At 39.7% G+C, this 23,642-nt stretch carries 22 protein-coding genes; 7 read left to right on the top strand and 15 right to left on the bottom strand.

Features of this window, described 5'->3' with window-relative positions:
* Positions 1–5: 5 nt before the first annotated feature.
* The 6 genes from G509_RS0113960 to G509_RS0113935 all read right to left on the bottom strand — a co-directional run bounded on the left by G509_RS0113960 (position 6) and on the right by G509_RS0113935 (position 6,627).
* On the bottom strand, positions 6–2,690 hold the full coding sequence (locus tag G509_RS0113960; RefSeq protein WP_026992093.1) for a sensor histidine kinase: 2,685 nt from the start codon (positions 2,688–2,690) through the stop codon (positions 6–8).
* Positions 2,683–2,877 carry a hypothetical protein gene (locus G509_RS0113955; protein WP_026992092.1) on the bottom strand — a complete coding sequence of 65 codons (195 nt, stop codon included), beginning with the start codon at positions 2,875–2,877 and terminating at the stop codon, positions 2,683–2,685. The genes G509_RS0113960 and G509_RS0113955 overlap by 8 nt, the downstream gene beginning before the upstream one ends.
* A 67-nt stretch (positions 2,878–2,944) precedes the next feature.
* Positions 2,945–3,166, bottom strand: a complete 222-nt coding sequence (locus G509_RS0113950; protein ID WP_026992091.1) for a DUF6814 family protein — start codon at positions 3,164–3,166, stop codon at positions 2,945–2,947.
* A gap of 10 nt (positions 3,167–3,176) precedes the next feature.
* A complete protein-coding gene (locus G509_RS0113945) occupies positions 3,177–4,715 on the bottom strand; it encodes an MFS transporter (protein WP_026992090.1) in 1,539 nt (512 codons plus the stop codon).
* A 19-nt stretch (positions 4,716–4,734) separates the two neighbouring features.
* Complete coding sequence (locus G509_RS0113940) at positions 4,735–6,105, bottom strand: hypothetical protein (RefSeq protein ID WP_026992089.1); 1,371 nt, start codon at positions 6,103–6,105, stop codon at positions 4,735–4,737.
* Between the two features lie 102 nt (positions 6,106–6,207).
* On the bottom strand, positions 6,208–6,627 hold the full coding sequence (locus tag G509_RS0113935; protein ID WP_026992088.1) for an IS1/IS1595 family N-terminal zinc-binding domain-containing protein: 420 nt from the start codon (positions 6,625–6,627) through the stop codon (positions 6,208–6,210).
* Between the two features lie 345 nt (positions 6,628–6,972).
* On the opposite strand from G509_RS0113935, the gene ku reads away from it, so the two are divergent.
* Genes ku through G509_RS0113920 form a run of 3 tightly spaced genes read left to right on the top strand, consistent with a single transcriptional unit; the run spans position 6,973 to position 11,707 of the window.
* A complete protein-coding gene (gene ku / locus G509_RS0113930) occupies positions 6,973–7,761 on the top strand; it encodes a non-homologous end joining protein Ku (RefSeq protein WP_026992087.1) in 789 nt (262 codons plus the stop codon).
* Between the two features lie 5 nt (positions 7,762–7,766).
* Entirely contained in the window at positions 7,767–10,466 is a 2,700-nt protein-coding gene (ligD, locus tag G509_RS0113925; RefSeq protein WP_035738979.1) for a DNA ligase D, read from the top strand.
* 41 nt (positions 10,467–10,507) lie between these two features.
* Complete coding sequence (locus tag G509_RS0113920) at positions 10,508–11,707, top strand: S41 family peptidase (RefSeq protein ID WP_051200230.1); 1,200 nt, start codon at positions 10,508–10,510, stop codon at positions 11,705–11,707.
* Positions 11,708–11,751: 44 nt separating this feature from the next.
* Here G509_RS0113920 and sucD read toward each other — a convergent pair whose 3' ends face one another.
* The 8 genes from sucD to G509_RS0113880 all read right to left on the bottom strand — a co-directional run bounded on the left by sucD (position 11,752) and on the right by G509_RS0113880 (position 19,274).
* Positions 11,752–12,624 carry a succinate--CoA ligase subunit alpha gene (gene sucD / locus G509_RS0113915; RefSeq protein WP_026992084.1) on the bottom strand — a complete coding sequence of 291 codons (873 nt, stop codon included), beginning with the start codon at positions 12,622–12,624 and terminating at the stop codon, positions 11,752–11,754.
* Positions 12,625–12,750: 126 nt separating this feature from the next.
* A complete protein-coding gene (locus G509_RS0113910; protein ID WP_026992083.1) occupies positions 12,751–13,113 on the bottom strand; it encodes a nuclear transport factor 2 family protein in 363 nt (120 codons plus the stop codon).
* A gap of 6 nt (positions 13,114–13,119) precedes the next feature.
* On the bottom strand, positions 13,120–14,049 hold the full coding sequence (locus G509_RS0113905; protein ID WP_026992082.1) for a UDP-3-O-(3-hydroxymyristoyl)glucosamine N-acyltransferase: 930 nt from the start codon (positions 14,047–14,049) through the stop codon (positions 13,120–13,122).
* A 118-nt stretch (positions 14,050–14,167) separates the two neighbouring features.
* A complete protein-coding gene (efp, locus tag G509_RS0113900) occupies positions 14,168–14,734 on the bottom strand; it encodes an elongation factor P (RefSeq protein ID WP_026992081.1) in 567 nt (188 codons plus the stop codon).
* Positions 14,735–14,778: 44 nt separating this feature from the next.
* Positions 14,779–15,561 (bottom strand): acyl-ACP--UDP-N-acetylglucosamine O-acyltransferase, encoded by a 783-nt coding sequence (lpxA, locus tag G509_RS0113895; protein WP_026992080.1) that lies wholly within the window; start codon positions 15,559–15,561, stop codon positions 14,779–14,781.
* A gap of 13 nt (positions 15,562–15,574) precedes the next feature.
* On the bottom strand, positions 15,575–16,960 hold the full coding sequence (locus G509_RS0113890; protein WP_026992079.1) for a bifunctional UDP-3-O-[3-hydroxymyristoyl] N-acetylglucosamine deacetylase/3-hydroxyacyl-ACP dehydratase: 1,386 nt from the start codon (positions 16,958–16,960) through the stop codon (positions 15,575–15,577).
* Positions 16,961–16,971: 11 nt separating this feature from the next.
* On the bottom strand, positions 16,972–18,006 hold the full coding sequence (gene lpxD / locus G509_RS0113885; protein ID WP_026992078.1) for a UDP-3-O-(3-hydroxymyristoyl)glucosamine N-acyltransferase: 1,035 nt from the start codon (positions 18,004–18,006) through the stop codon (positions 16,972–16,974).
* Positions 18,007–18,029: 23 nt separating this feature from the next.
* Entirely contained in the window at positions 18,030–19,274 is a 1,245-nt protein-coding gene (locus G509_RS0113880) for an HD domain-containing protein (protein WP_026992077.1), read from the bottom strand.
* Positions 19,275–19,464: 190 nt separating this feature from the next.
* Here G509_RS0113880 and G509_RS0113870 point away from each other — a divergent pair, with 190 nt between their 5' ends.
* Positions 19,465–19,740 (top strand): hypothetical protein, encoded by a 276-nt coding sequence (locus tag G509_RS0113870; RefSeq protein ID WP_026992076.1) that lies wholly within the window; start codon positions 19,465–19,467, stop codon positions 19,738–19,740.
* A 72-nt stretch (positions 19,741–19,812) separates the two neighbouring features.
* Here G509_RS0113870 and G509_RS22945 read toward each other — a convergent pair whose 3' ends face one another.
* Entirely contained in the window at positions 19,813–20,274 is a 462-nt protein-coding gene (locus tag G509_RS22945) for a hypothetical protein (RefSeq protein ID WP_026992075.1), read from the bottom strand.
* A gap of 129 nt (positions 20,275–20,403) precedes the next feature.
* Between G509_RS22945 and porX the strand changes: the two genes are divergently transcribed.
* The 3 genes from porX to G509_RS0113850 are packed head-to-tail and all read left to right on the top strand — an operon-like array spanning position 20,404 to position 23,626.
* The gene (gene porX / locus G509_RS0113860; protein ID WP_026992074.1) at positions 20,404–21,957 is read left to right on the top strand and encodes a T9SS response regulator signal transducer PorX; all 1,554 of its coding nucleotides are present in this window, start codon (positions 20,404–20,406) and stop codon (positions 21,955–21,957) included.
* Between the two features lie 15 nt (positions 21,958–21,972).
* Positions 21,973–22,380: a tRNA (adenosine(37)-N6)-threonylcarbamoyltransferase complex ATPase subunit type 1 TsaE gene (gene tsaE, locus G509_RS0113855; protein WP_026992073.1), complete on the top strand. Its 408-nt coding sequence runs from the start codon at positions 21,973–21,975 to the stop codon at positions 22,378–22,380.
* A 52-nt stretch (positions 22,381–22,432) separates the two neighbouring features.
* Positions 22,433–23,626, top strand: coding sequence for an alanine dehydrogenase (locus tag G509_RS0113850; protein WP_026992072.1), 1,194 nt, complete (start codon positions 22,433–22,435; stop codon positions 23,624–23,626).
* The last annotated feature ends 16 nt before the right edge of the window (positions 23,627–23,642 follow it).

The following is a 23,642-nucleotide window of genomic DNA, read 5'->3' as shown; positions in this document are numbered from 1 at the left end:
TATTGTTAGCTTTTTGGCAGTGTAAAAATAAGGTTTGCGCCACCTTCTTTACTGTTTGCGGCCCAAATTTTGCCACCGTGGTATTCAATTATCTGGCGGCTAATAGCTAAGCCCAACCCGCTACCTACCGGCTTTTTAATATTTTGGTTGTTAGACTGGTAAAATTTGTCGAAAATAGTATCTATATCTTCGGGGTTAATACCCTTGCCGTTGTCTTTAATTATGGTAGTTATCTCGGTATCATCATCATTAACGGTAATGTAAATGTTACCATTTTGCTCAGGGCAGAATTTAATGGCATTCGATATCAAATTAGTAATAACCTGCACGATACGGTCTTCATCATAAAAAGCATCGGTAATGCCGCACTGCACCTGATGGATGCTGATACCCTTATTACGGATAAGTTGCTGCAGTGGCTCTAAAGCCTTTTCTATAGTATGGTCAAGGTTATTATACGCCGCATTAATTTTTTGCTTACCGGTCTCAAATTTTTCGAGGTCGAGTATCTTGTCTATCAGTCGGTTAAGCCTGTCCGACTCCGAGATAATATTCTGTAAAAACTGTTTGCGTATTTCTTCCGGAACATCGTCATCATCGTGCAAAATTTCGCTGGCAGCCTTAATCGCGGTTATAGGCGTACGCAGCTCGTGCGTTACGGTATCTAAAAATTCATCCTTTTGCTTGTCCTTTCGTATAAGCTTTTCGTTAGCCTCTTTAAGCTCGCCGGTAATGGCTTTCAGTTCGTTAGACGTCTCGGTAAGCTTTTTATTGATGATGATATTCTCATGCGATTCCTCCAATATTTTAAGTACTTCCGGCAGGGTTATTTTCTCTTCTTTAACCACACTGGCAATTAATATTTTGGCAGATGCCGTACCAATATGTCCTGTAAGCAAGTTCTCTGCAAATTTAATAAGGCGGGCATCGGCCAGATCCTGGTTATTGTCTACCCCATATTTGGTATGAAAAATACTCATAGCACGTTTGGTGCGTTCTTCTCCTAAAAAGCGCTTTAATACTTTGTTAATATCGCTGGTATAAGCTGTACCCTTCCATATAAAAGCACTCTCGTGCATAGTAATGTACTTGTCTATATCTACAAACATCTCGGCATAATTGCGTTCGCGATAGTTGCCCCTAAAGGTTACAGATACACTCATAAAAACAAAAATATTAGCAAACATACTCCAGAACAGCGCATGCGGAATAGGCGTTAAATAATCCAGACCAAAAAGTGCAAAGGGCTTGAGCAATGCTATACCAAAAAGGCCATCGCTTATAAAGCTGCTGCCAATGTGCGATGCTCCGGTGGCATACGGTATAAGCAGTGTATAAGTACACACTGCAAAGCCCGCTATAATGCCTGTAATGGCTCCCCTGCGCGAGCCCCTGCGCCAGGTTATTGCCCCAAAAAACGAAGGTGCCAGCTGCGCTATTACCACAAACGATACCAACCCAATAGATACCAGGTTATAATCCAGCACCACTACTCTGTATATAAAATAGGCCAGTATTATAAGGCTAAAAATGCCTACTTTACGGATGTTTACTATACGTCTTGTGTTCTGTTCCGGGCTTCCGGAGGTTAACGTACCTAAAAACCCATAAGGTATCAATACGTTGTTACTCAGCATGGTTGATAAGCCTATACACGATACCACGATCATGGATATAGCTGCCGAAAACCCTCCTAAAAACACCAGCACCGTAATGGTTTTATTACCCATTAATTGCGGTATGAGCAGCGAATAGGTATCGGCGTTTACGTTGCTGCCCTCAAACAAAATATTGCCGCCCCAGGCTATGGGGTACACAAATATGTTGATGAGCAGTAAGTACAACGGAAACAGCCAAACCGCCGTTTTTACATGGCTTTCGCGGTTGTTTTCTATCACACTCATCTGGAATTGCCTTGGCAGTAAAAAAATAGCGAATAACGACACCACACACAACAAAAACCAGTTGATGGCCTGTGGTATACCGCCTATGGTATTTTTTTGCGCAAAGTCTTTCATTACACTGGCTTTTTGGTAGATGTCTTCAAAGCCATCAAAAACAAAAAAGGTTACATACATGCCCACCAGTAAAAAGAAAAACAGCTTTAACAGCGATTCCATTGCTACCGCGGTTACAATACCTTTTCTTTTTTCGGAGGCATCTACATAGCGCGTACCGTAGTAGGATGCGAACAGTGCTAATGCGATAGCTACATACGTAGTGGTATCATTTAAAAAATTAGAACTTAACGATGTCTTGGTAACTACATGAAAAGTCTCGGCTATAGCCTTAAGCTGCAATGCTATATAGGGCAATATGCCAAACAGGCACACTAACGATACCAGTGCCCCTAAAAACCGGCTGTTACCATACCGGAGCGATATAAAATCGGCTATGCTGGATATTTTATTTACCCGCGATATCCTGATAATTTTTCTTAAAACTACCATCCAGGCCGGTATAATAATAATCGGGCCAATATACGTGGGCAAATAATTTAACCCTGAATTTGCCGCTACGCCTATACTGCCATAGTACGTCCACGCTGAGCAATACACCGCTAATGATAGCGAGTATACATACGGATTGTTTGTCCACTTGCTTTTAGCTTTTTTCTCGGCCCAGTGGGCTACAAAAAACAGCAACGCAAGATAGACTGAAAGTATTACCAATAGTGCTGCGCTACTCATAATATATTTTAATTACAAAAAGCGATACCAATATAGAGAGCATGCACAACGAGAAAAAATAGACATACACCAAGGGTATGCCACCTATATCGCTGGCGCTGTCAAAAAGCAGCAGCAAGGGCATATTAAACGCCATTAGCAGAAATATGGAAAGTATAATGAGCTTTTGTTCGTGCCTTCTTTTCATTAATAATCTATAAAAGCCATAGCCCCCGTGTTGTGGGAGCTATGTAAAATTCTAATAACTAAACTATCTAAACATTATCATATTCGCCTTTAATGGCATAATAACCAAAGGTTCCAAGCCCTAAAACAATAAGGGGTGTTAGTATAAACAGGATGATAATTCCAAATACCAAATCGTCTTGTTTACCGGTGCCAAATTTAGGCAAGCCGAAGATAAAGATACAAAAATATGCTGCGGCGAGTGCAAGTGCTAACCATAGCACGCCTAATATTCTTTTTAATGCTTTCATATTGATTTTTTTAGTCGTGTTCTACGTTATTTTTATACTTTAAGTACACCATACCTATAAGGAAGCTTATAGACGCAATTACAATAGGATACCATAGCCCCTGGAGGTAAAACTGCGGGTCGCCATCATCTTTTGCCGTGGTTACAAAGTAGGTTGATATTGCCGGAAGCAGTCCGCCAAAAATACCATTACCCACGTGATACGGCAACGACATAGAGGTGTATCGTATCTTAACCGGGAACATTTCTACCAAAAATGCTGCAATTGGCCCGTATACCATGGTTACAAATATTACCTGTATAAACACCAGGAAAATAAGCATCCATCTATCATCATTATTAATGGTTACAACCGTTTTGGTATCGGCTTTAGCCTTGCCATCTACAAGTACCGGCTGTCCGTTCTCTAAATGTACACTTTTAATCTGTGTCCATTTTGTGCCATCGGTAAATTCTTTATTAGCTGTATAAACCGAATCCATTTTACCTTCCTTAACCTCTTTAAGAATAACCTCGTTTTTGGCGTTTGCTGCTATCTCGGTTTTATTTACAATATCTGTAGTTTTGTACATCTTATCATAAATTGGCCTGTATAGCAGTATTGCAAGCAGCATACCTAACATCATAATAGGCTTACGCCCTAATTTGTCGCTCAGCCATCCAAAGAAAATAAAGAACGGGGTTGCCAATAACAAGGCGATACCTAACAAGGCATCTACCTGGCTTGACTCTACAAACATTACTGTTTTAAGGAAACTCATGGCATAAAACTGACCCGTATACCACACCACACCCTGCCCCATTGCAGCACCAAATAAGGCAAGCAATACAAATTTAAGGTTCAGTTTGTTACCAAAACTTTCTTTAAGCGGATTAGTAGTTGTTTTACCCTCGGCTTTAGCTTTGGCAAATACCGGAGATTCGTGCATTTTTCTGCGGATAACATACGATACTACTACCATTATGATAGAGATCCAGAATGGTACTCTCCATCCCCATGCATCAAATTCTTCAGGAGATAAAATAGCCCTTGTACCCAAAATAACCATTAAGGATATAAACAATCCAAAGGTTGCCATTGTTTGAATCCACGATGTCCAGTAACCACGCTGGTTAGCAGGCGAATGCTCGGCTACGTACGTTGCAGCCCCGCCATATTCGCCACCCAGTGCAAGGCCTTGTAACAGTCTAAGGATTAAAACTGCCAACGGCGCCCAGAACCCGATACTCTCATAACTGGGTATACAGCCTATTAAAAAGGTGGCGCCACCCATTAACAGCAACGTTACCATAAAGGTGTATTTACGGCCTATAATATCACCTAAACGGCCAAAGAACAGTGCCCCGAACGGACGCACCACAAAACCAGCGGCAAACGTAGCAAGGGTAGACAGAAATGCTGCTGTTGGATTATCTGAAGGGAAGAACTTGGTGGAGATTACCACCGCAAGGCTCCCGAAAATGTAAAAATCGTACCACTCTATGAGTGTTCCAAGGGACGATGCGGTAATTACCTTCCAAATCCCTTTTGTTGATGTTGTTTCGCTCATTGTTTATGAATAGTTAAGGTTATAGATATATTTGAAGTTGAACCAGGAATTCGCCTTTAAGGCTCGAATCGTTAAGTGCTGTATACACCGGCCTTGTAGAATATTGTGTGGTTATTTTAGCATGGTGGCCGTCTATAAAAAAGTTGGCACCAATATCAAACTGCGAACTGGCTTTGTCTAAAGCATCAAAGTTTTTATGCGTAAACGCCCCAAATGGCTGGAACCTTACAATGGGCTTGGCCGACGAATCGGGTATTAAAAAACCTGCCTGTGTGTACCAGATAGTACCGCTACCCATAGTCGGCTGCAAGTTACCGGCTCCTGCAAGGGCTGCCTGCCCCACATAATCAGGGTTGGCAACACCAACATTCATAATACCTAAATTACGCAGGTAATTGGGTCCAAAATCGTAATCATAAAATACACTGTAGGCTGTAATTGCGCCTTTTTTACTGCCAATTGGCATATCTAAAAAGGCATCGGCAGCAAGTAATGTTATATCATGTTTTCTAATTTGAGTATTAACTGATGATTGTGTGGCATCGGGTGCATTGTAAAAACCTGCACCTATGTTAAATACTTTTTTTGTACCCAGGTAACTACCCACCTTGTAAGGCAACAGGTTAGATTCTATATCAAAAAATTGGTATTCAAAATAACCGGCCCTGCTCCATTTAGTATTGCCGCTGTTATCTACCGCTACCTCTTTGCCGCCAGTTGGTACATCTACCGGTACAAGGTTGGTGGCAAAAGGTTTGTTGTAGCTTACGCGATATTCGAAATGGCCGTATTTACCTTTAGCAAAAAGCCCCATTTGGCGTGCAAACTGGTCGGAGTTTTCAATTAACGGCCAGTTAAATATAGGCGCATCTGCTGTTAAAAAATTTAATGTAGATGCCATTGTAGATCTCGAAAGCCCCATATAATAGTGCAAACCACCACCTAAAGACAGGCTGAACTTTTTACCTTCCTGAGGTAAAACCACTGCATACTCGTTCCAGGCATCATGAAAAAACATACCCGGTTTTTTGCCCTGCCCGTACCCGCCTGTACCTGTTGTTCCTGCCGCACCGCCATTTGTAAACGTTTGGTTGTTAATACCAAAGTGCGTTAGTATCATGTAGCGTTTAGATATTTGCGCATAAAGCAATATCCTAAGGCGCCTGTTGCCAATATCGGTACTACTGGATGCCTCTTCGCCATTTATCATAGTACCGGGGTTCATTTCGGTAGACCGAAACCAGATCTGGTCCCAGATAATGGCCCGCATGTATTTGTTGCCTGTTGAGTCCAGGTTAAACTTGAGCCCGGAATTGTACTCGGTAGATCCCTGGGCAAAACCTGCTGCCGAAAACAGTAACAGGCCTGCAATGGTTAATAATCGTTTCATAGTTGTTAATTTGCTGTTGGAATATCGTTTTCGATACAGCCAAATTCCAAAAAACAACCGAATAGAAAAAATATTAGTATATATATTTGTAAAGACTATAGTTTAATCTTTAAAACGCTCCCATTTTATAAGCATAAACTTGTCGCCTAACTCCGTTATAATCATTCCCGCACCAGATAATTGCTGCTTGTTCTTAAGGTATTCCACAAGTTCTAAGTGGTTAAATATCTTGTAAGTAGGATGATAATCGCCATGAGCAGGCTTCTTAACCTTAAACTCTTTTACCCAGTTGCTAACCGTTACGTGAGATACCCCCAGTATGCGCTCAATCTCCCTGTAGCTAAGGCCTTCAAGGTACAATTGCAACGCTTTGGTTACATAATAGTTATCTATCTTTTTACCAATCTTATTTACCGTAAAATAATAGTTGCAGCTTTTGCATAAATACCTTTGTTTATCGTTAATCACGCCGCTTTTTACAATGTGGTTTCCCTGGCATTTTGGGCAGGCTAAAATCTCCATATATACTATTTTTGCATAAATATACTAATTTAGCAATTATATAATAACGAATAATAAAAAAATAATTCACTTTTTTTATTCAGTATATAATTTTAAAGTAAATAACCTGATTTTATACTACAATTTAGCGATAATTAACTTTTAAGATGTCTGTGTTTGATGATAACTTGTTGTAAGTATATATACCGCAATCATATTAAATTAAACATTGCTATCCCTCCATATTTCCGGCTTATGTGAAAGTAGTATTAAAACCTTAGCTACCTGCCCCTATTCTATTTAACTTTAATAATCGATAACCAACAGGCTATCAATATTCTTAGCTAAAAAACTAATAAAACAATTATGAAGGCAATCTGGAAAGGGAGCATCAGTTTTGGGTTGGTAAACATTCCCATAAAATTATACAGCGGTACAAATTCTCATAATATAAACCTGGATATGATTCGTCAAAAAGACAAGTGCGCCATACAATATGTGCGTGTTTGTAAAAAAGACGGACAGGAAGTGCCCTGGGATGAAATTGCCAAAGGTTACCGTAAAGAAAATGGCGATTATGTTGTTTTAGACAAAGACGATTTTGCTAAAATATCGCCCGAAAAAACACAGACTATAGATATTTTTGAGTTTATAAAGGAGGATGAAATTCCGTCTAAATACCTGGAAAAGCCTTATATAGTGGAGCCCTCTAAAGATGCTAAAAAAGTGTACGCACTTTTAAGAGAAGCACTTAAAAAATCAGAAAAAGTGGGCCTTTGCAAATTTGTAATGCGCACCACACAACACTTAGGCATCCTCAAGGTTGAGGATGATGCCATACTGCTTATCCAAATCAGGTTTAATGACGAACTGCGCGATCCGGAAGAGGCTACCCTTATCCCTACCGATATTAAAATATCTAAAAAAGAGCTGGACATGGCGCTTACCATTATAGACCAACTTACTGATTCTTTCGATCCGTCTAAATATAAAGACACTTATAAAGAAGAACTGATTAAGATGATCAAGAAAAAATCGGCTGCTAAAGGTGCCGAAAAACCGGCTGCCCCTGCACGTAAACGTAAAGCCAGCACCGGAGCCAAAGACGATTTGTTAGAACAGTTAAAAGCAAGTTTAGCCGCTATTAAAAATTAATTGCCATGCCTAAATTATCTGAATATAATAAAAAACGTGATTTTAAAAAAACTGCCGAACCTAAAGGAAAAGTAAAAAAAGGAGGCAAAGAGCTTCATTTTGTGGTACAAAAGCACGATGCATCGCGTCTGCACTACGATTTTAGGTTAGAGATAGATGGCGTGCTGGTAAGTTGGGCTGTGCCAAAAGGCCCTATTGCCGATACTTCGGTAAAGCGCCTGGCCATGCATGTTGAAGATCACCCAATGGATTATATCGATTTTGAAGGCACCATACCCAAAGGGCAATATGGGGGCGGTACTGTTATGGTTTGGGATACCGGTACGTATCTTGCCGAAGGCAGCGATGATGTTGAAGAAAGCGAAAAGATGCTGCGCAAAATGCACGAAGAAGGCAATATTAAGGTTGTTATGAAAGGCAAGAAGCTTAAAGGCTCGTATCATTTAGTGCACATGCATGGCAAGGACCAGGAATGGCTGCTGATGAAGGGTAAAGACGATTATGCCGACAAAAAAGATTTCGACCAGACCTCAGTTTTAACCGGCCGTACCCTTGAAGAGATTGAAGAGGATAAAAAATCGGACGTTTGGAACAGCAATAAAAACGATAAATCTAAAAGTAAAAGGGCTACTCCTAAAAAGGCTGGTACAGATGCAGATGTTGAATCAATAGATGCTCCAGTTGCTTTTACACCTGACGATGTTGCCAATGCCAAACAGTTAAAGGATTTCCCTATCGAATGGCTGCCGCAATTAGCTACCCTAACCGATGAGGTTTTTGACAGTAAAGAATGGGCTTACGAAATTAAATATGATGGCTACAGGGCCATTATCCAGGTTAACAAAGGCAAGGTTAATTTAGTATCACGTAACGGCATTTCCTTCAATAAAAAATACGCACCGTTAGTTAAGGCTTTTGAGGCCATAACCAACGATGTAGTTTTGGATGGAGAAATTGTTGTTGAAGACGAGAAAGGCATAAGCCATTTTCAGTGGCTCCAATATTTTGCCGAAAACCCAAACAGGGGAAAACTTAAGTGTTATGTTTTTGACATTTTGTATTTTAATGGTTTCGACCTTACTTCGTTGGGATTGGTTCAGCGTAAAAAGATATTAGAGGCATTATTACCACAATCTGACGAGATAATTTATTCCGGCCATACCATTGGCAACGGTAGCAAAGCTATTAAACAGGTGCAAAAAAATGGCGGCGAAGGCCTAATTGCAAAAAAACTTACGTCTAAATACTATGTAAATAAGCGAAGTAAAGACTGGCTTAAAATAAAAGTAAGCAAAGAGCAGGAAATGGTTATTGGCGGCTTTACAGATCCGCAGGGGTCGCGTACAGCCTTTGGTTCGCTACTGCTGGGATATTATGAGGATGGCAAACTTGTTTACTCCGGCAAAGTTGGTACCGGCTTTAACGAAGAGTCGCTTAAAGACATGCACGAAAAGTTACTTAAATTGGAGCAAAAAACATCACCGTTCTCGGTTAAACCTAAAGAACGCGGCATTCACTTTATAAAGCCTGAGTTGGTTGCCCAGATAAAATACAGCGAATGGACAGAAACAAACAGCCTTCGCCATCCAGTTTTTATTGCTTTAAGAAACGATAAAGATCCGAAAAAGGTTGTTAGAGAAGTTGCTTCATCAACTGAAAAAATCGTACCCGAAGAAAAAACAAAAAAAGCTGTGAAAAAAAACACTAAAGAAAAATCAGCAGTCGACACCACAGAAAAGCCAAAAGCCGAGCCCAAAAAGGCGGTTACGAAAAAACCTGCCACCAAAAAACCGGCATCTAAAGCTGTTGCAAAAAAAGGGTGGGATCATTCGAAGGCAGAAGTTACCCACCCTGACAAAATATTCTGGCCCAAAGAAGGCTACACCAAGGGCGATGTAATTAATTATTACGATGAAATGGCACAATGGATTATGCCATACATAAAAGACAGGCCACAATCGATGCGAAGAACGCCAAATGGTATTGACAAAGATGGCTTCTTTCAAAAAAATGTGGCTGGCTCTGCACCGGACTGGGCCCAGACAGAAAAAATACACTCTGATTCGACTAAAGAAGATATTGAGTACCTTATCTGTAACGATAAAGAAACACTTATTTATATGGCCAATCGTGGCTGTATAGAAATTAACCCTTGGAGCAGCCGCATTGGCACCCTGGATAACCCCGACTATATTATTTTTGACCTCGACCCCAACCAGGCTTCTATCAAAGACCTGGTTACAACCGCAAAAAAAGTAAAAGAAATTTTAGACAGCCTGGGTATTAATGGTTACCTTAAAACATCGGGTGGAAAAGGCCTGCACGTATTTATCCCCATCCTCCCAAAATATACGTATGACCAAAGTCGGGATTTTTCTCATATTATAAGTCAGGCCGTTAACAGTGCGCTGCCTAAAATAACAAGCCTGGAACGCATGCCCAAAAAGCGTATTGGCAAAGTATATCTGGACTTTCTGCAAAATGGTAAAGGCAAGACTATGGCCTGCGCCTACTCGCTTCGCCCGCGCGAAGGCGCTACAGCAAGCACCCCTTTAGAATGGGATGAACTGAACGATAAAAATTTCGACCTTAAAAACTATAACATTAAAACCCTGCCAGAGCGTGTTAAAGAAAAAGGCGACCTGTGGGCTAACTTTTTTAACGATGCTGTAGACCTAAAAGCATTGCTGGATAAACTGTCGTAACTATCGGTATAGAGATTTTTATATATTTGTAAGAAAAGAAAATGAATTTCTTACGCCTAAGCGCTATTGCATGTATAGCTCTACTTTGCAGCAGCAATGTACGTGCACAAAATATTTACAAAGAAGATTTTTTAGAATTTTGGGAAGATTATAATGCTAATTACGCCTATTTTGAAGGCAGCGGTATCGACTGGAATAAGGCCAAGGAAATCTACCTGCCAGCTATCGATACCATTAAAAACAACTACCAGTTTACCTGCCTTTTAGAACAAGTGGTAAATGAATTTCATAACGGGCATATTTCTTTAAACACAAACTATACCACCTCCAACAGGATCATTCCAAGCGGGGCTGATGTATTTGCTGAGAAAAAAGGAGATTTGTATTATATAACTGACGTCCGCATTGCTTCAAAAGCCGAAAAGAGTGGCCTGAAGCCGGGTATGGAAATTGTACTTTTCAACGGTAAGCCTATTGATATACAATTACAGAAGTTCCTTCCAAAATCTGCCATTTCCTATACACCTGTAATGTACGAGTACGCTTTAAATATGTTGTTGGCCGGCACTTATGATAAAAAGAGGGAATTTACCATTAAAGAAAATGGAGCCCTAAAAACAATTTATCCTGATGATTTTGAAGTAAGTGCTACGACTGATTTATTAGAATACAAAATTTTAGATGGCAATATTGGGTACATAAAGATCAATAATACTTTAGGAGACAATAATTTAATAACAGCGTTTGATAAAGCTTTCGATATCTTAATGCAAACAAAGGGGATTATTTTAGACCTAACCGAAACTCCGGGTGGTGGCAATACAACGGTAGCACGAGGTATTATGGGCAGGTTTACAGATAAAGAACTACCGTACCAAAAACATGTAATTAACGAAAAAGAATTTGGCACTGTACGATCGTGGGTAGAATATGTAACACCCAGAAAAACAACCTACAAAAATAAAGTAGTGATTATGGTAGGCCACTGGACAGGCAGCATGGGCGAAGGCATGGCTATTGGATTTGATGCCATGAAACGCGCAAAAATTACAGGCACAAAAATGGCAGGATTAATTGGTGCTATACACACTTTTAGCATGAAAAATATTAAGATAGGCTACCAAATACCCATTGAGAAAATGTACCATGTAAATGGTACTCCGCGTGAAGATTATTTACCACAATACTTTACTAAAAATAGCACCGAAACATTTACAAAAGCATTAGAGCTAATAAAATAAAAATGCCCCATAAAGGGGCATTTAACTATATAGCAATTAAAGGATTAACCTAAAATTTCTTTAACTTTCAATCCAATTTCTGCAGGAGAATCTACCACGTGAATACCGTTCTCTCTCATAATGCGTTTTTTAGCTTCGGCAGTATCATCCGCGCCACCAACAATTGCACCAGCATGACCCATTGTACGGCCTTTAGGAGCAGTTTCGCCGGCAATAAAGCCAACAACCGGTTTCCTGTTACCATCAGCTTTAACCCATTTAGCAGCGTCAGCTTCAAGCTGGCCACCAATTTCACCAATCATTATAATGATTTCGGTTTCAGGATCATTCATAAGCAATTCAACAGCCTCTTTAGTGGTAGTACCAATAATTGGGTCGCCACCAATACCAATAGCCGTTGTAATACCTAAACCTTGTTTAACAACCTGGTCGGCAGCTTCATAAGTAAGCGTACCAGATTTAGATACAATACCAACAGTACCTTTTTTAAATACAAAGCCCGGCATAATACCAACTTTAGCCTCTCCGGGAGTAATAACACCAGGGCAGTTAGGGCCTATAAGGCGGCAATCTTTATCTTGAATGTAATCAAAAGCTTTAATCATGTCTGCCACAGGAATACCTTCTGTAATTGTAATAATTACTTTGATGCCTGCTTCGGCAGCTTCCATAATTGCATCAGCAGCAAACGCCGGCGGAACGAAAATGATTGTAGTATCTGCACCTGCAATTTCTACTGCATCTCTTACAGTATTAAAAACGGGGCGGTCTAAATGGGTTGTACCACCTTTACCCGGTGTAACACCACCAACTACATTAGTACCATATTCGATCATTTGGGTTGCGTGAAAAGTACCTTCACTACCTGTAAACCCCTGTACAATTATTTTGGAATCTTTATTAACTAAAACACTCATGATATATATTTTATTAATTTTCGTATTAGCGGTACAAAAATAGGTTTTTAACTAATACCTATAAAGGTTTTTTTATTATTTGTATATCAAATTTGCAGAATTTTCTGCTTAATCAGCTTAATGCGTTTAATCAAGCTGGCTCATTAAATAGCCCCTGTATAGCTTATCATCTTTAATTTCCCATACCACCATAAAATGGGCAAGTATCATATCTTCGGTAGGGTTTTCTATAGTGGTAACATGGTGGGTATAGCGAACAGAAACCTGATTACCCTCGGCAATTATATGGCTAATTTCTATGTGCGAGCTTGCATACGACTTGTTTAATTCGCCGGCAAGTGCCAGTATATCGCTCCTGTCGGCTTCAAAATAACCTTTAGAGCTGTACCACTGCAAATTAAAATCGTTGTGTATAAAACGTTCCATTACCTGCGGGTTACGCAAAGCATCAGACCTATAATATTCCTGAACAAGTTCTTTTGCAGCCATATAGTATTACTTTAATTTTTCTAATATCTCAGGTATGCGCTTAACATTCGCCATTTGCTTCAGTTTCTCGCGGGCTTCTTCGGCAGGGCTGCCAAAATACACTTTACCACCTTCTAACGACTTAGAAACACCTGTCTGAGCCTGTATAACTGCTTTAGTACCAATAGTAATGGCACTTGTTACACCTACCTGACCCCAAATAGTAACTTCGTCTTCGATTATAACGCAGCCGGCAATACCGGTTTGCGATGCGATAAGGCATTTTTTGCCGATAATGGTATCATGCCCAATATGTACCTGGTTGTCTATTTTAGTGCCCTCGCCTATTGTGGTATCTCCGGTAACGCCTTTATCTATAGTACAGGCGGCACCAATACCAACATTGTCTTTAATAACAACTCGGCCGCCAGATATTAATTGATCAAAACCTTCTGGGCGTTTTTTATAATAAAAAGCATCGCCACCTAAAACGGTACCGGCATGTATAATTACGTTATTGCCAATAATGGTATTATCGTAAATAGCTACATTAGAGTGTATAAGGCAATTGGTGCCAATGGTTACGTTGTTGCCTACAAAAGTATTGGGCTGTATAACAGTACCCTCGCCTATTTGTGCGCTTGGCGCAATAGATACGTTAGAAGATATAAACGGCCTGAAATGGCGTGTAAGCACATTAAAGTCCCTGAAAGGGTCGTCTGATATCAGCAGTGCCTTACCCTCAGGGCAATCTACCTGTTTATTTATTAAGATAATTGTGGCAGAAGATTGCAGAGCTTTATCATAATATTTAGGATGATCTACAAAAACAATATCGCCCGGTTCTACCACATGAATTTCGTTCATGCCATGTACAGGGTAATTATCATCGCCAACATATTCGCTGCCAATAATGGCTGCAATTTCCTTTAAAGGATAAACATTAGGGAATTTCATGCTTTATAAAGTATAAGCTAACTTACTATAATTTTTTTGAAAACAGATGCAACCGAAATATTTATTATACCCGACTGACTGCCGTAAAATAACAAAGTCGGCTTTCGCCGACTTTAAATTATTGTTTAACACGCTCCAGGTAAGAACCTGTAGCTGTGTCTATTTTAATTTTATCGCCTTCGTTAATAAACAACGGTACGTTTATAGAAGCACCTGTCTCTAACTTAGCAGGTTTAGTAGCATTTGTTGCAGTATTACCTTTAACACCCGGCTCTGCATAAGTAACTTCAAGAACTACAGATGATGGCATATCTACAGATAGCGGCGCATCAGTCTCAGCATTGATAATAACCATAACCGTTTCGCCTTCTTTAAGCAAATCAGGAGCATCAAGGATATCCCTGTGTAATGATATTTGCTCGTAAGTTTCGGTATGCATAAAGTGGTACTGGTCGCCTTCAGGATATAAAAACTGGAATTTGTGCGTCTCTACCCTTACATCGTCAATTTTATGACCTGCAGAGAAAGTATTATCAAGCACTTTACCATTGGTAAGGCTTTTAAGTTTAGTTCTTACGAAAGCTGGGCCTTTACCCGGTTTAACATGAAGAAATTCGATTATTTTATATATGTCGTGGTTAAATTTAATACATAACCCGTTCCTGATATCTGATGTACTTGCCATTATTATATTGTTTGTTATTTTATAATTTGTTTGATTCTAATTTACTAAAAGCCTGTGTAGCCTTTCATTACACCTCTTGATGAATTCCTGATGAAAAGTATGATTTCATCACGCTCCGGAGTAGCTTCCATTTCAGCCTCTATAATGCTAAGCGCTTGTGTAGTATTGTAATTTTTTTGGTATAATATCCTGTAAATATCCTGTATCTCCCTGATCTTCTCAGTTGTAAAGCCCCTTCTTCTAAGGCCTACAGAGTTAATGCCCACATACGATAAAGGCTCTTTAGCCGCTTTAGTAAATGGAGGAACATCTTTTCTTAACAGCGATCCGCCAGATATCATAGCGTGGTCTCCCACGCTAATAAATTGGTGCACTGCCGAAAGACCGCCAATAATAGCGTAGTTGCCTATAGTAACGTGGCCACCCAATAAAACGCCATTTACAATAATTGCATTATCGCCAACAATACAATCGTGGGCAACGTGGGCAGCAGCCATAATAAGACAGTTTTTACCTATCCTTGTAACGCCCGATGCTACGGTACCTCTATTAATAGTAACACATTCGCGCACAGTAGAGTTATCACCTATTATTGCAAGTGAATCTTCACCTCCAAATTTAAGATCCTGCGGTACTGCAGATATTACTGCACCCGGAAAAATATTACAGTTCTTGCCTATTCTGGCACCTTCCATTATGGTAACGTTAGAGCCAATCCAGGTTCCTTCGCCAATTTCCACATTATTATGAATTGTGGTAAAAGGCTCAATAACCACGTTTTTGGCTATCTTGGCGCCCGGGTGAACATATGCTAAGGGTTGATTCATAAGTTTCTTATTACTATTTTTTGGCTATTTGTGCCATTAGTTCGGCTTCGGCAACAAGTTTGCCATTGGCATAAGCGCCCGCATGCATGTGGCAAATGCCCCTGCGTATAGGCGATATAAGGTTACAGTTAAATACAAGGGTATCGCCCGGTAGCACTTTATGTTTAAACTTAACGTTATCTATTTTCATAAAATACGTAAGGTAATTTTCCGGATCCGGTACCGTGCTAAGTATAAGTATACCGCCCGTCTGGGCCATAGCCTCTACAATTAGTACGCCCGGCATAACCGGCGCACCCGGAAAGTGGCCTATAAAAAAGCTCTCGTTCATGGTAACGTTTTTAAGCCCTACCACGTGATTTTCGCTCATTTCAAGTATTTTGTCTACCAACAAAAATGGCGGCCTGTGCGGCAACATGCTCATTATTTTGTGGATATCCATTAACGGCTCCTTGTGTAGGTCGTAAACCGGCACTTGGTTGCGCTGTTCTGCCTTGATTATCTTAGATATTTTTTTAGCAAACTGGGTGTTTACAAAATGACCAGGTTTGTTGGCAATAACTTTACCCCTAATGCGTGTACCAATAAGAGCAAGATCGCCAATAACGTCAAGCAATTTGTGGCGTGCCGCCTCGTTAGGATAATGCAGTGTAAGGTTATCTAAAATACCGTTTGGCTTAACGGTTATGCTTTCTTTACCAAAGGCAACCTTAAGGCTTTCCATGGTTTCAGGCGATATTTCCTTATCAACATACACAATTGCATTGTTAAGGTCGCCCCCTTTTATAAGTCCGTTTTGCAATAACGCTTCAAGCTCGTGTAAAAAGCTAAAGGTTCTTGAATCGGCAATTTCAGATTTAAAATCTTTAATATTTTTAAGTGTAGCATTTTGGGTGCCTAATACTTTAGTGCCAAAATCTACCATGGTAGTAACCTGGTAGTCATCTGCCGGCATTAAAATAATTTCGCTACCGGTAGCTTCATCAGTATAAGAAATAACTTCTTTAACTATGTAAACCTTGCGTTCGGCATCCTGCTCTTCTACACCAACAGTTTCTATGGCTTCTACAAAAAATTTAGAAGACCCATCCATAATTGGAGGCTCAGGAGCATCAAGCTCTATAATTACGTTATCTACATCGCATCCAACAAATGCAGCAAGCACATGTTCTGATGTTTGTATTTTAACACCCTTTTTCTCCAGGTTGGTACCTCTTTGTGTATTTACTACATAATTGGCATCAGCTTCTACAACAGGCTGGCCCTCTAAATCTACCCTTACAAAAGTATATCCGTTGTTAACAGGCGCAGGTTTAAAAGTCATTGTTACCTCTTTACCTGTATGCAGGCCCACGCCCTTTAATGAAATTTCACTCTTGATTGTGGTTTGTTTAACCATTATATGTTATTTTAATTTACTTCTTTATTAAGATTTGATTTTTTAAGATCTTCTATATCAGCTACAATTTTAGGAAGATTCCTAAAATGTACATACGATTTGCTAAAATCAGAATACCCCATTGATGGCGAGCCTTGTATCATCTCTCCGTCAGGGATACTTTTTGCGACACCGGCCTGCGCCTGTATGCGTACGTTGTTGCCTATTGTTATATGGCCAACAATGCCAACCTGACCACCAATAATACAATTACTGCCTATTTTAGTAGAACCCGCCACACCGGTTTGCGATGCTATAACGGTATTTTCGCCAATAACAACATTATGAGCAATTTGTATCTGGTTATCCAGCTTTACGCCTTTTTTAATTATTGTAGAGCCCATTGTAGCCCTGTCTATCGTAGTACACGAGCCTATATCTACATTATCTTCGATAACAACGTTGCCAATTTGAGGTATTTTGCTGTAGATACCCTCTTCGTTAGGTACAAAACCAAAACCATCAGACCCGATAATAGAACCAGAATGTATAGTACAGCCATTGCCTATCTCTGTTTCAGAATAGACGCGTACACCGGCAAATAAAATAGTATTATTGCCAATAGAAACGTTATCGCCCACAAAAGTATTTGGATATATTTTTACGTTGTTACCAATTTTTACATTCTTGCCAACATAGCAAAAGCTGCCCAGATAAAGGTTATCGCCGTAGGTAACATTATCAGATAATACCGATGGCTGCTCAATACCCGATTTCATTAATTTAACCTCGTTGTAATACTCCAATAACTTAGAAAATGCCTTATAAGCATCATCTACCTTAATAAGGGTAGTTAAAATTTCGTTTTCCGGCTCAAAAGTACGGTTAACAATTGTAATAGATGCCTGTGTGGTATATATGTAAGGAAGGTACTTTGGATTAGCCAAAAAGGTTATAGAACCAGCCTCACCCTCCTCTATTTTAGATAGCTTATGCACTTCGGCCTGTGGGTTGCCCACAATGTCGCCTTCAAGTATGCCCGCTATTTGTTCTGCTGTAAATTTCATCGCGACAAAAATATAAAATTAAATTAAAAAGCGGCTTTTTCCAAAAGCACTTTTGGAAAACAGAGGTAATACTTAGTTACCGGTTTAGATAATGCCTTTAAATTCAACTGGTCAGAGGCTTCAATAACATCCTCTACCGTGCGGTCTTTCTTTAATATATGTATAGGTTCGCCTGTTTTTGTATAGGCCTGGTTTTTAATTTTACCCTTAAACACAAAATATTCGGCTTCTTTTTCGGTTAAGTCATATTTTTCCATCACTTCGCCACGCAATTGCAGCACCTCTTCTTTTGCCACTTTTTCACTCTGAAGCCTGATTTTTGGCAAATCGCGGTTAATTATCATTTTGCTAAGTTCGCTCAACACAAAATCGTCGTTAAACTGCCATGCTTTAATAGCACTAATAATATCAAAATCATCAAGGTACGAAAATTTTGTAAGCACGTCGGCATTAAAATCTTCCAGCGATATTTTATTTTGAAGGAAAAACTGCAACGGGTCGCTTGCCGGAAGCACTTTACCATGATGCGTAAGCTCTTTAGCGCGCTTAAGTATTTTGGTAAGCACCAGCTCTGCCGCTACACTTGTTTTATGCAGGTAAGCCTGCCAGTACATTAGCCTGCGGGCCACAAGGAATTTTTCAACCGAATAGATTCCCTTTTCCTCTATAACCAGCATATCATCCTGAACATTAAACATTTGTATTAAACGTTCGGAGTTAATATTGCCCTCGGCCACGCCGCTATAAAAGCTGTCGCGCTTAAGGTAGTCCATACGGTCCATATCGAGCTGGCTCGATATAAGCTGCAGCATAAATTTACGATGATAATCGCCTTTAAATATCTGTATGGCAAGGGTTAACTTTCCATCAAAAGCAGCGTTAAGGCTATCCATAAACAAAATGGAAATAGCTTCGTGGTTAACATTTTCTACAATACTATGCTCCATAGCGTGCGAAAAGGGTCCGTGACCAATATCGTGCAATAATATGGCAATGCACAGGGCATTTTCTTCTTCATCACTAATATCGGTGCCTTTAAAGCGAAGCACACCTATGGTTTTTTGCATTATGTGCATACAACCTAAGGCATGATGAAAACGCGTATGGTGCGCACCAGGGTAAACAAGGTACGACATACCCATTTGAGAAATACGCCTAAGCCTCTGGAAGTAAGGATGCTGGATAAGGTCGTACACCAGCGGATTAGTTATAGATATAAACCCATAAATAGGGTCGTTTAGAATTTTAAGCTTGTTGATTTGGCTCACAGTACCGCAAATTTTTAACAAAGATACTAAAAGCCTTGCTTATATAAGCCTTACCCTATTTTTTAACGCGTTATGTAAGGGTTTTAACGAAAATTAATAATTAGCGTTAAACATAGGTTAATCATGTAGTTACGTGCAATTTTATACAACTTATTAATTAATTTTACTACAGTAAAAATAGCACCTTGCCATGAAAAAGTTAACTGTAACCCTATTAGCCTTTTTTGCCTTTACAGCATTGGCAATGGCACAGCAAACACAGGAGCGGCAAGACCAGCAACCGCCTACGGTTACTGAGCAGCAGGTGGCTAAAGATGCTTTGGTAGCACAACAGGCCAAACTAAATAAAGAAAAGGCAATGAAGGAGCAGGCAGAAAAGCAAAAGAAGGAAGAAGATAATCGTGTAACAACCGGTACAAATAATACTGTTACTAAAAAAGCTTCAACTAAGCCTGGAAAACAATAATAACGTTATTTTTTGTTACTTAGGTTATTGAAGGAGAAGGCTTGCAAAGATTTTTGCAGGCCTTTTTTGATTTTATTCCTCATAATTTTTCAGGACATTAATTGCCATATCTGCATCCGGCCATATTTCAATTTTATAATAGTCATCTCCTTCATCGTCCTCTACGCTTCTAAGATTTGAAGAATATATCCTGACTTTATAGATACCCGCATCTACCTTTATTTCCAATTCTAAGCTACTATTAGGACAATCTGAAATTTGTAATACCCCTGAATTTACTTCAAGTCCTCCTTCAACAATATGGTCAAATTCCGAAAGGTCAAATTCTGAGTTAGCTTTTTCCAAAACAATCAATTCTCCCTTAACAGGTCCATAGCACTGAGTCCTCAATCCTATAATGCCATTTCCTGTTGCAAATCTGTCTACAAAAGCTTCGTCAGACCAAAAATTATCAGCTCCCGTATCTCCATCTGTGTCTTTATCTGCAATGTAAAATTGGTTGTGAGAAGTATAAAAATCCAATTTGTATACCATAAATTAAAATGATTTTAAACAACAATATTAGTAATTTAGAGTTAATGATTTTATAAAAAATTTAGGAATAAATTTGTTAAATAAACATAACTTGCAGGATTAATTTACGAACGAAAATACACTCATAAAATGAATGAGATTAAGATACTCTGGGTTGATGATGAGATAGACATGCTTAAACCCCACATTATGTTTTTAGAGAAAAAAAACTATAATGTTACTACTGCCAACAACGGCCAGGATGCACTGGTACTTTTTGATAAAGAGAGTTTTGACATTGTTTTTCTTGATGAAAACATGCCCGGACTAAGTGGCCTTGAGGTTTTAGCCGAAATGAAGGAGAAAAAAACGCAGGTGCCGATTATAATGATCACTAAAAGCGAAGAGGAAATGATTATGGAAGAGGCTATTGGCTCTAAAATTGCCGATTACCTTATTAAACCAGTAAATCCAAACCAGATACTGCTTTCGTTAAAGAAAAACCTGGACCACTCTCGCCTAATATCATCAAAAACAACTTTAGATTACCAAAAAGAATTCCGCAAGATATCTATGGATATGGGCATGGTAAATTCTTTTGAAGAATGGGCCGATATGTATAAGCGCCTTATTTTTTGGGAAATGGAACTCGAAAATATCGAAGACCAGAGTATGGTAGAGATATTAGAGTCGCAAAAGGTAGAGGCTAACTCGCAATTTGGTAAATTTATTGAGCGCAATTACGAAGATTGGTTTGACCCTAAAGGCGATAAACCGGTGCTTTCTCACAACCTGTTTAAAGAAATGGTTGTACCCGAAATTAAGAAAAAAGAACCTATACTTTTTGTAGTTATAGATAACCTGCGCTACGACCAGTGGAAAGCGTTTGAAAGCGTTATTGGTAACCACTACAAATTGGAAAAAGAGGCATCATATTATTCTATACTACCAACAGCTACACAGTATGCCCGTAATGCTATATTCTCGGGGCTTACCCCGTTAGAAATGGAAAAGAAATATCCGCAGTACTGGAAAAATGATGTTGATGATGGCGGTAAAAACCTGTATGAAGGCGAATTTTTAACAGAGCAGTTGCGCCGATTAGGCCTTAGCGGACTTAAACAGGAATACTACAAAATTACCAACTTTAAAGATGGTAAAAAGCTTGTAGAGAACTTTAAAGGCCTTAAAAACAACGACCTTACTACTATTGTTTACAACTTTGTAGATATGCTTAGCCATGCTAAAACAGAGATGGACGTGGTTAAAGAGTTGGCATCTAACGATAAAGCCTACAGGTCTTTAACATTAAGCTGGTTCCGTAACTCTCCCCTACTGGAAATTATCCAGCAGGCACAGCAAATGGGCTTTAAATTAATTATTACTACAGACCACGGTACTATAAACGTTAAGAACCCAAGCAAGGTTATCGGCGATAGAAATACAAGCCTTAACCTGCGTTACAAAACAGGTCGTAGCCTTACGTATGAAGACCGCGACGTATACCATGTTAAAGACCCTAAAGCCATACAGCTGCCAACCATAAACATGAGCAGCTCGTACATATTTGCCAAAAACGATTACTTTTTGGCTTACGTAAACAATTACAACCATTATGTAAGCTATTACCGTAACAGCTACCAGCATGGCGGTATATCGTTAGAGGAAATGATTATTCCGTTCCTGGTATTTAACCCTAAATAAGAGGCACTAACTATTATGGAAATTACTTTTTCCCTGGCGGAAATAGACCATGCAGCACAACAGGTGCTTGCAAAAGACCTTAAAAATATAATACTGTTACACGGCACTATGGGTGCGGGTAAAACAACATTTATTAAAGCATTAGCGCGGCAGCTTGGGGTTAAAGAAATGACCTCAAGCCCCACGTTTTCGCTTGTAAATGAGTATGAGACCGAGGATGGCCGAACGCTCTATCATTTTGACCTTTACCGCCTTAATAGCGAGGAAGAGGCCTATGACATGGGCATAGACGAATATTTTTATTCTGGCTCGCTTTGCCTTATAGAATGGCCCGAAAAAACGCCCAACCTTATACCGTTAGATCATACCACAATAACCCTAAAAACGCTGCCCGACGGCAGGAGGCATCTTACTGTAAAATAGTTGCTTATATTTGCCATTTTTTTGTAAATTGTCTTCCATTATTATACCTACCATGTCATTAACACCTTTTACAAGGCAGCAATTGCTTCCACAGGAAGAAACCTTAGAAGTAGCCAAACAGCGCAGCGAACTTTTTATTGGCTTACCTAAAGAAACATCGTACCAGGAGCGCCGTATATGCCTAACGCCAGATGCTGTTAGCTCGCTTGTTGCTCATGGCCACCGCGTGCTTATGGAGTGCGGAGCGGGCCTTAATGCCAGCTATACCGATAAAGAATATAGCGATGCCGGTGCCGAAGTTACCCACGATACTAAAAAGGTTTTTAGCTGCCCGGTTATACTTAAAGTTGAGCCGCCAAGTGTAAAAGAGATCGAGATGATGAATCCGGAAACGCTTATCATATCGGCCATACAGTTAAAGACGCAGAAAAAAGAATATTTTGAGGCGCTTAAAACCAAGAAAATAACAGGCCTTGCCTTTGAGTTTATAAAAGATGAAGATGGCTCCTACCCTGCTGTAAAATCGCTTAGCGAAATTGCAGGCACTGCCTCAATACTAATTGCAGCCGAACTTATGATCAGCCAGAAATTAGGCAAAGGCCTTCTTTTTGGAAATATCACAGGAGTACCTCCTACCGAAGTGGTTATTTTAGGTGCCGGTACTGCTGCCGAATTTGCCGCAAAAACAGCCATGGGCCTTGGTGCCAGCGTTAAAGTTTTTGATAATTCTATCAACAAACTGCGCCGACTTCAAAACAATTTAAACCAACGTATCTTTACCTCTACAATACAGGAAAAATCGGTACTTAAAGCACTTATGCGCTGCGATGTAGCCATTGGTGCCATGCGTGGCAAAGACCGTAGCCCTGTTGTAGTAAGCGAAACTATGGTAGAGCGCATGAAAAAAGGTGCTGTTATTATAGATATTTCTATCGATACAGGCGGTTGCTTTGAAACATCTGAAGTTACCACTCACGAAAAACCAACGTTTGTAAAGCACAATGTAACGCACTATTGTGTGCCAAACATACCGTCTCGCTATAGCAAGACGGCTTCATTATCCATCAGTAATATCATTAGCCCGTTCTTGTTGCAAATGGCCGATGATGGTGGTATAGAAAGTGCTATACGTTGTAATGCAGGCTTAAAACACGGTATTTATTTTTATCATGGCAGGCTTACAAACCGCAGCATAGGCGAATGGTTTACTATAGATTATACCGATATTAACCTTATAGTGTTTTAGAAAGTTGTACTAACCT

This window comes from Flavobacterium subsaxonicum WB 4.1-42 = DSM 21790 (assembly GCF_000422725.1).
Classification (GTDB): domain Bacteria; phylum Bacteroidota; class Bacteroidia; order Flavobacteriales; family Flavobacteriaceae; genus Flavobacterium; species Flavobacterium subsaxonicum.
Note: the sequence above shows the minus strand (reverse complement) of the source record. Positions and strands in the feature narration are given on the sequence as shown.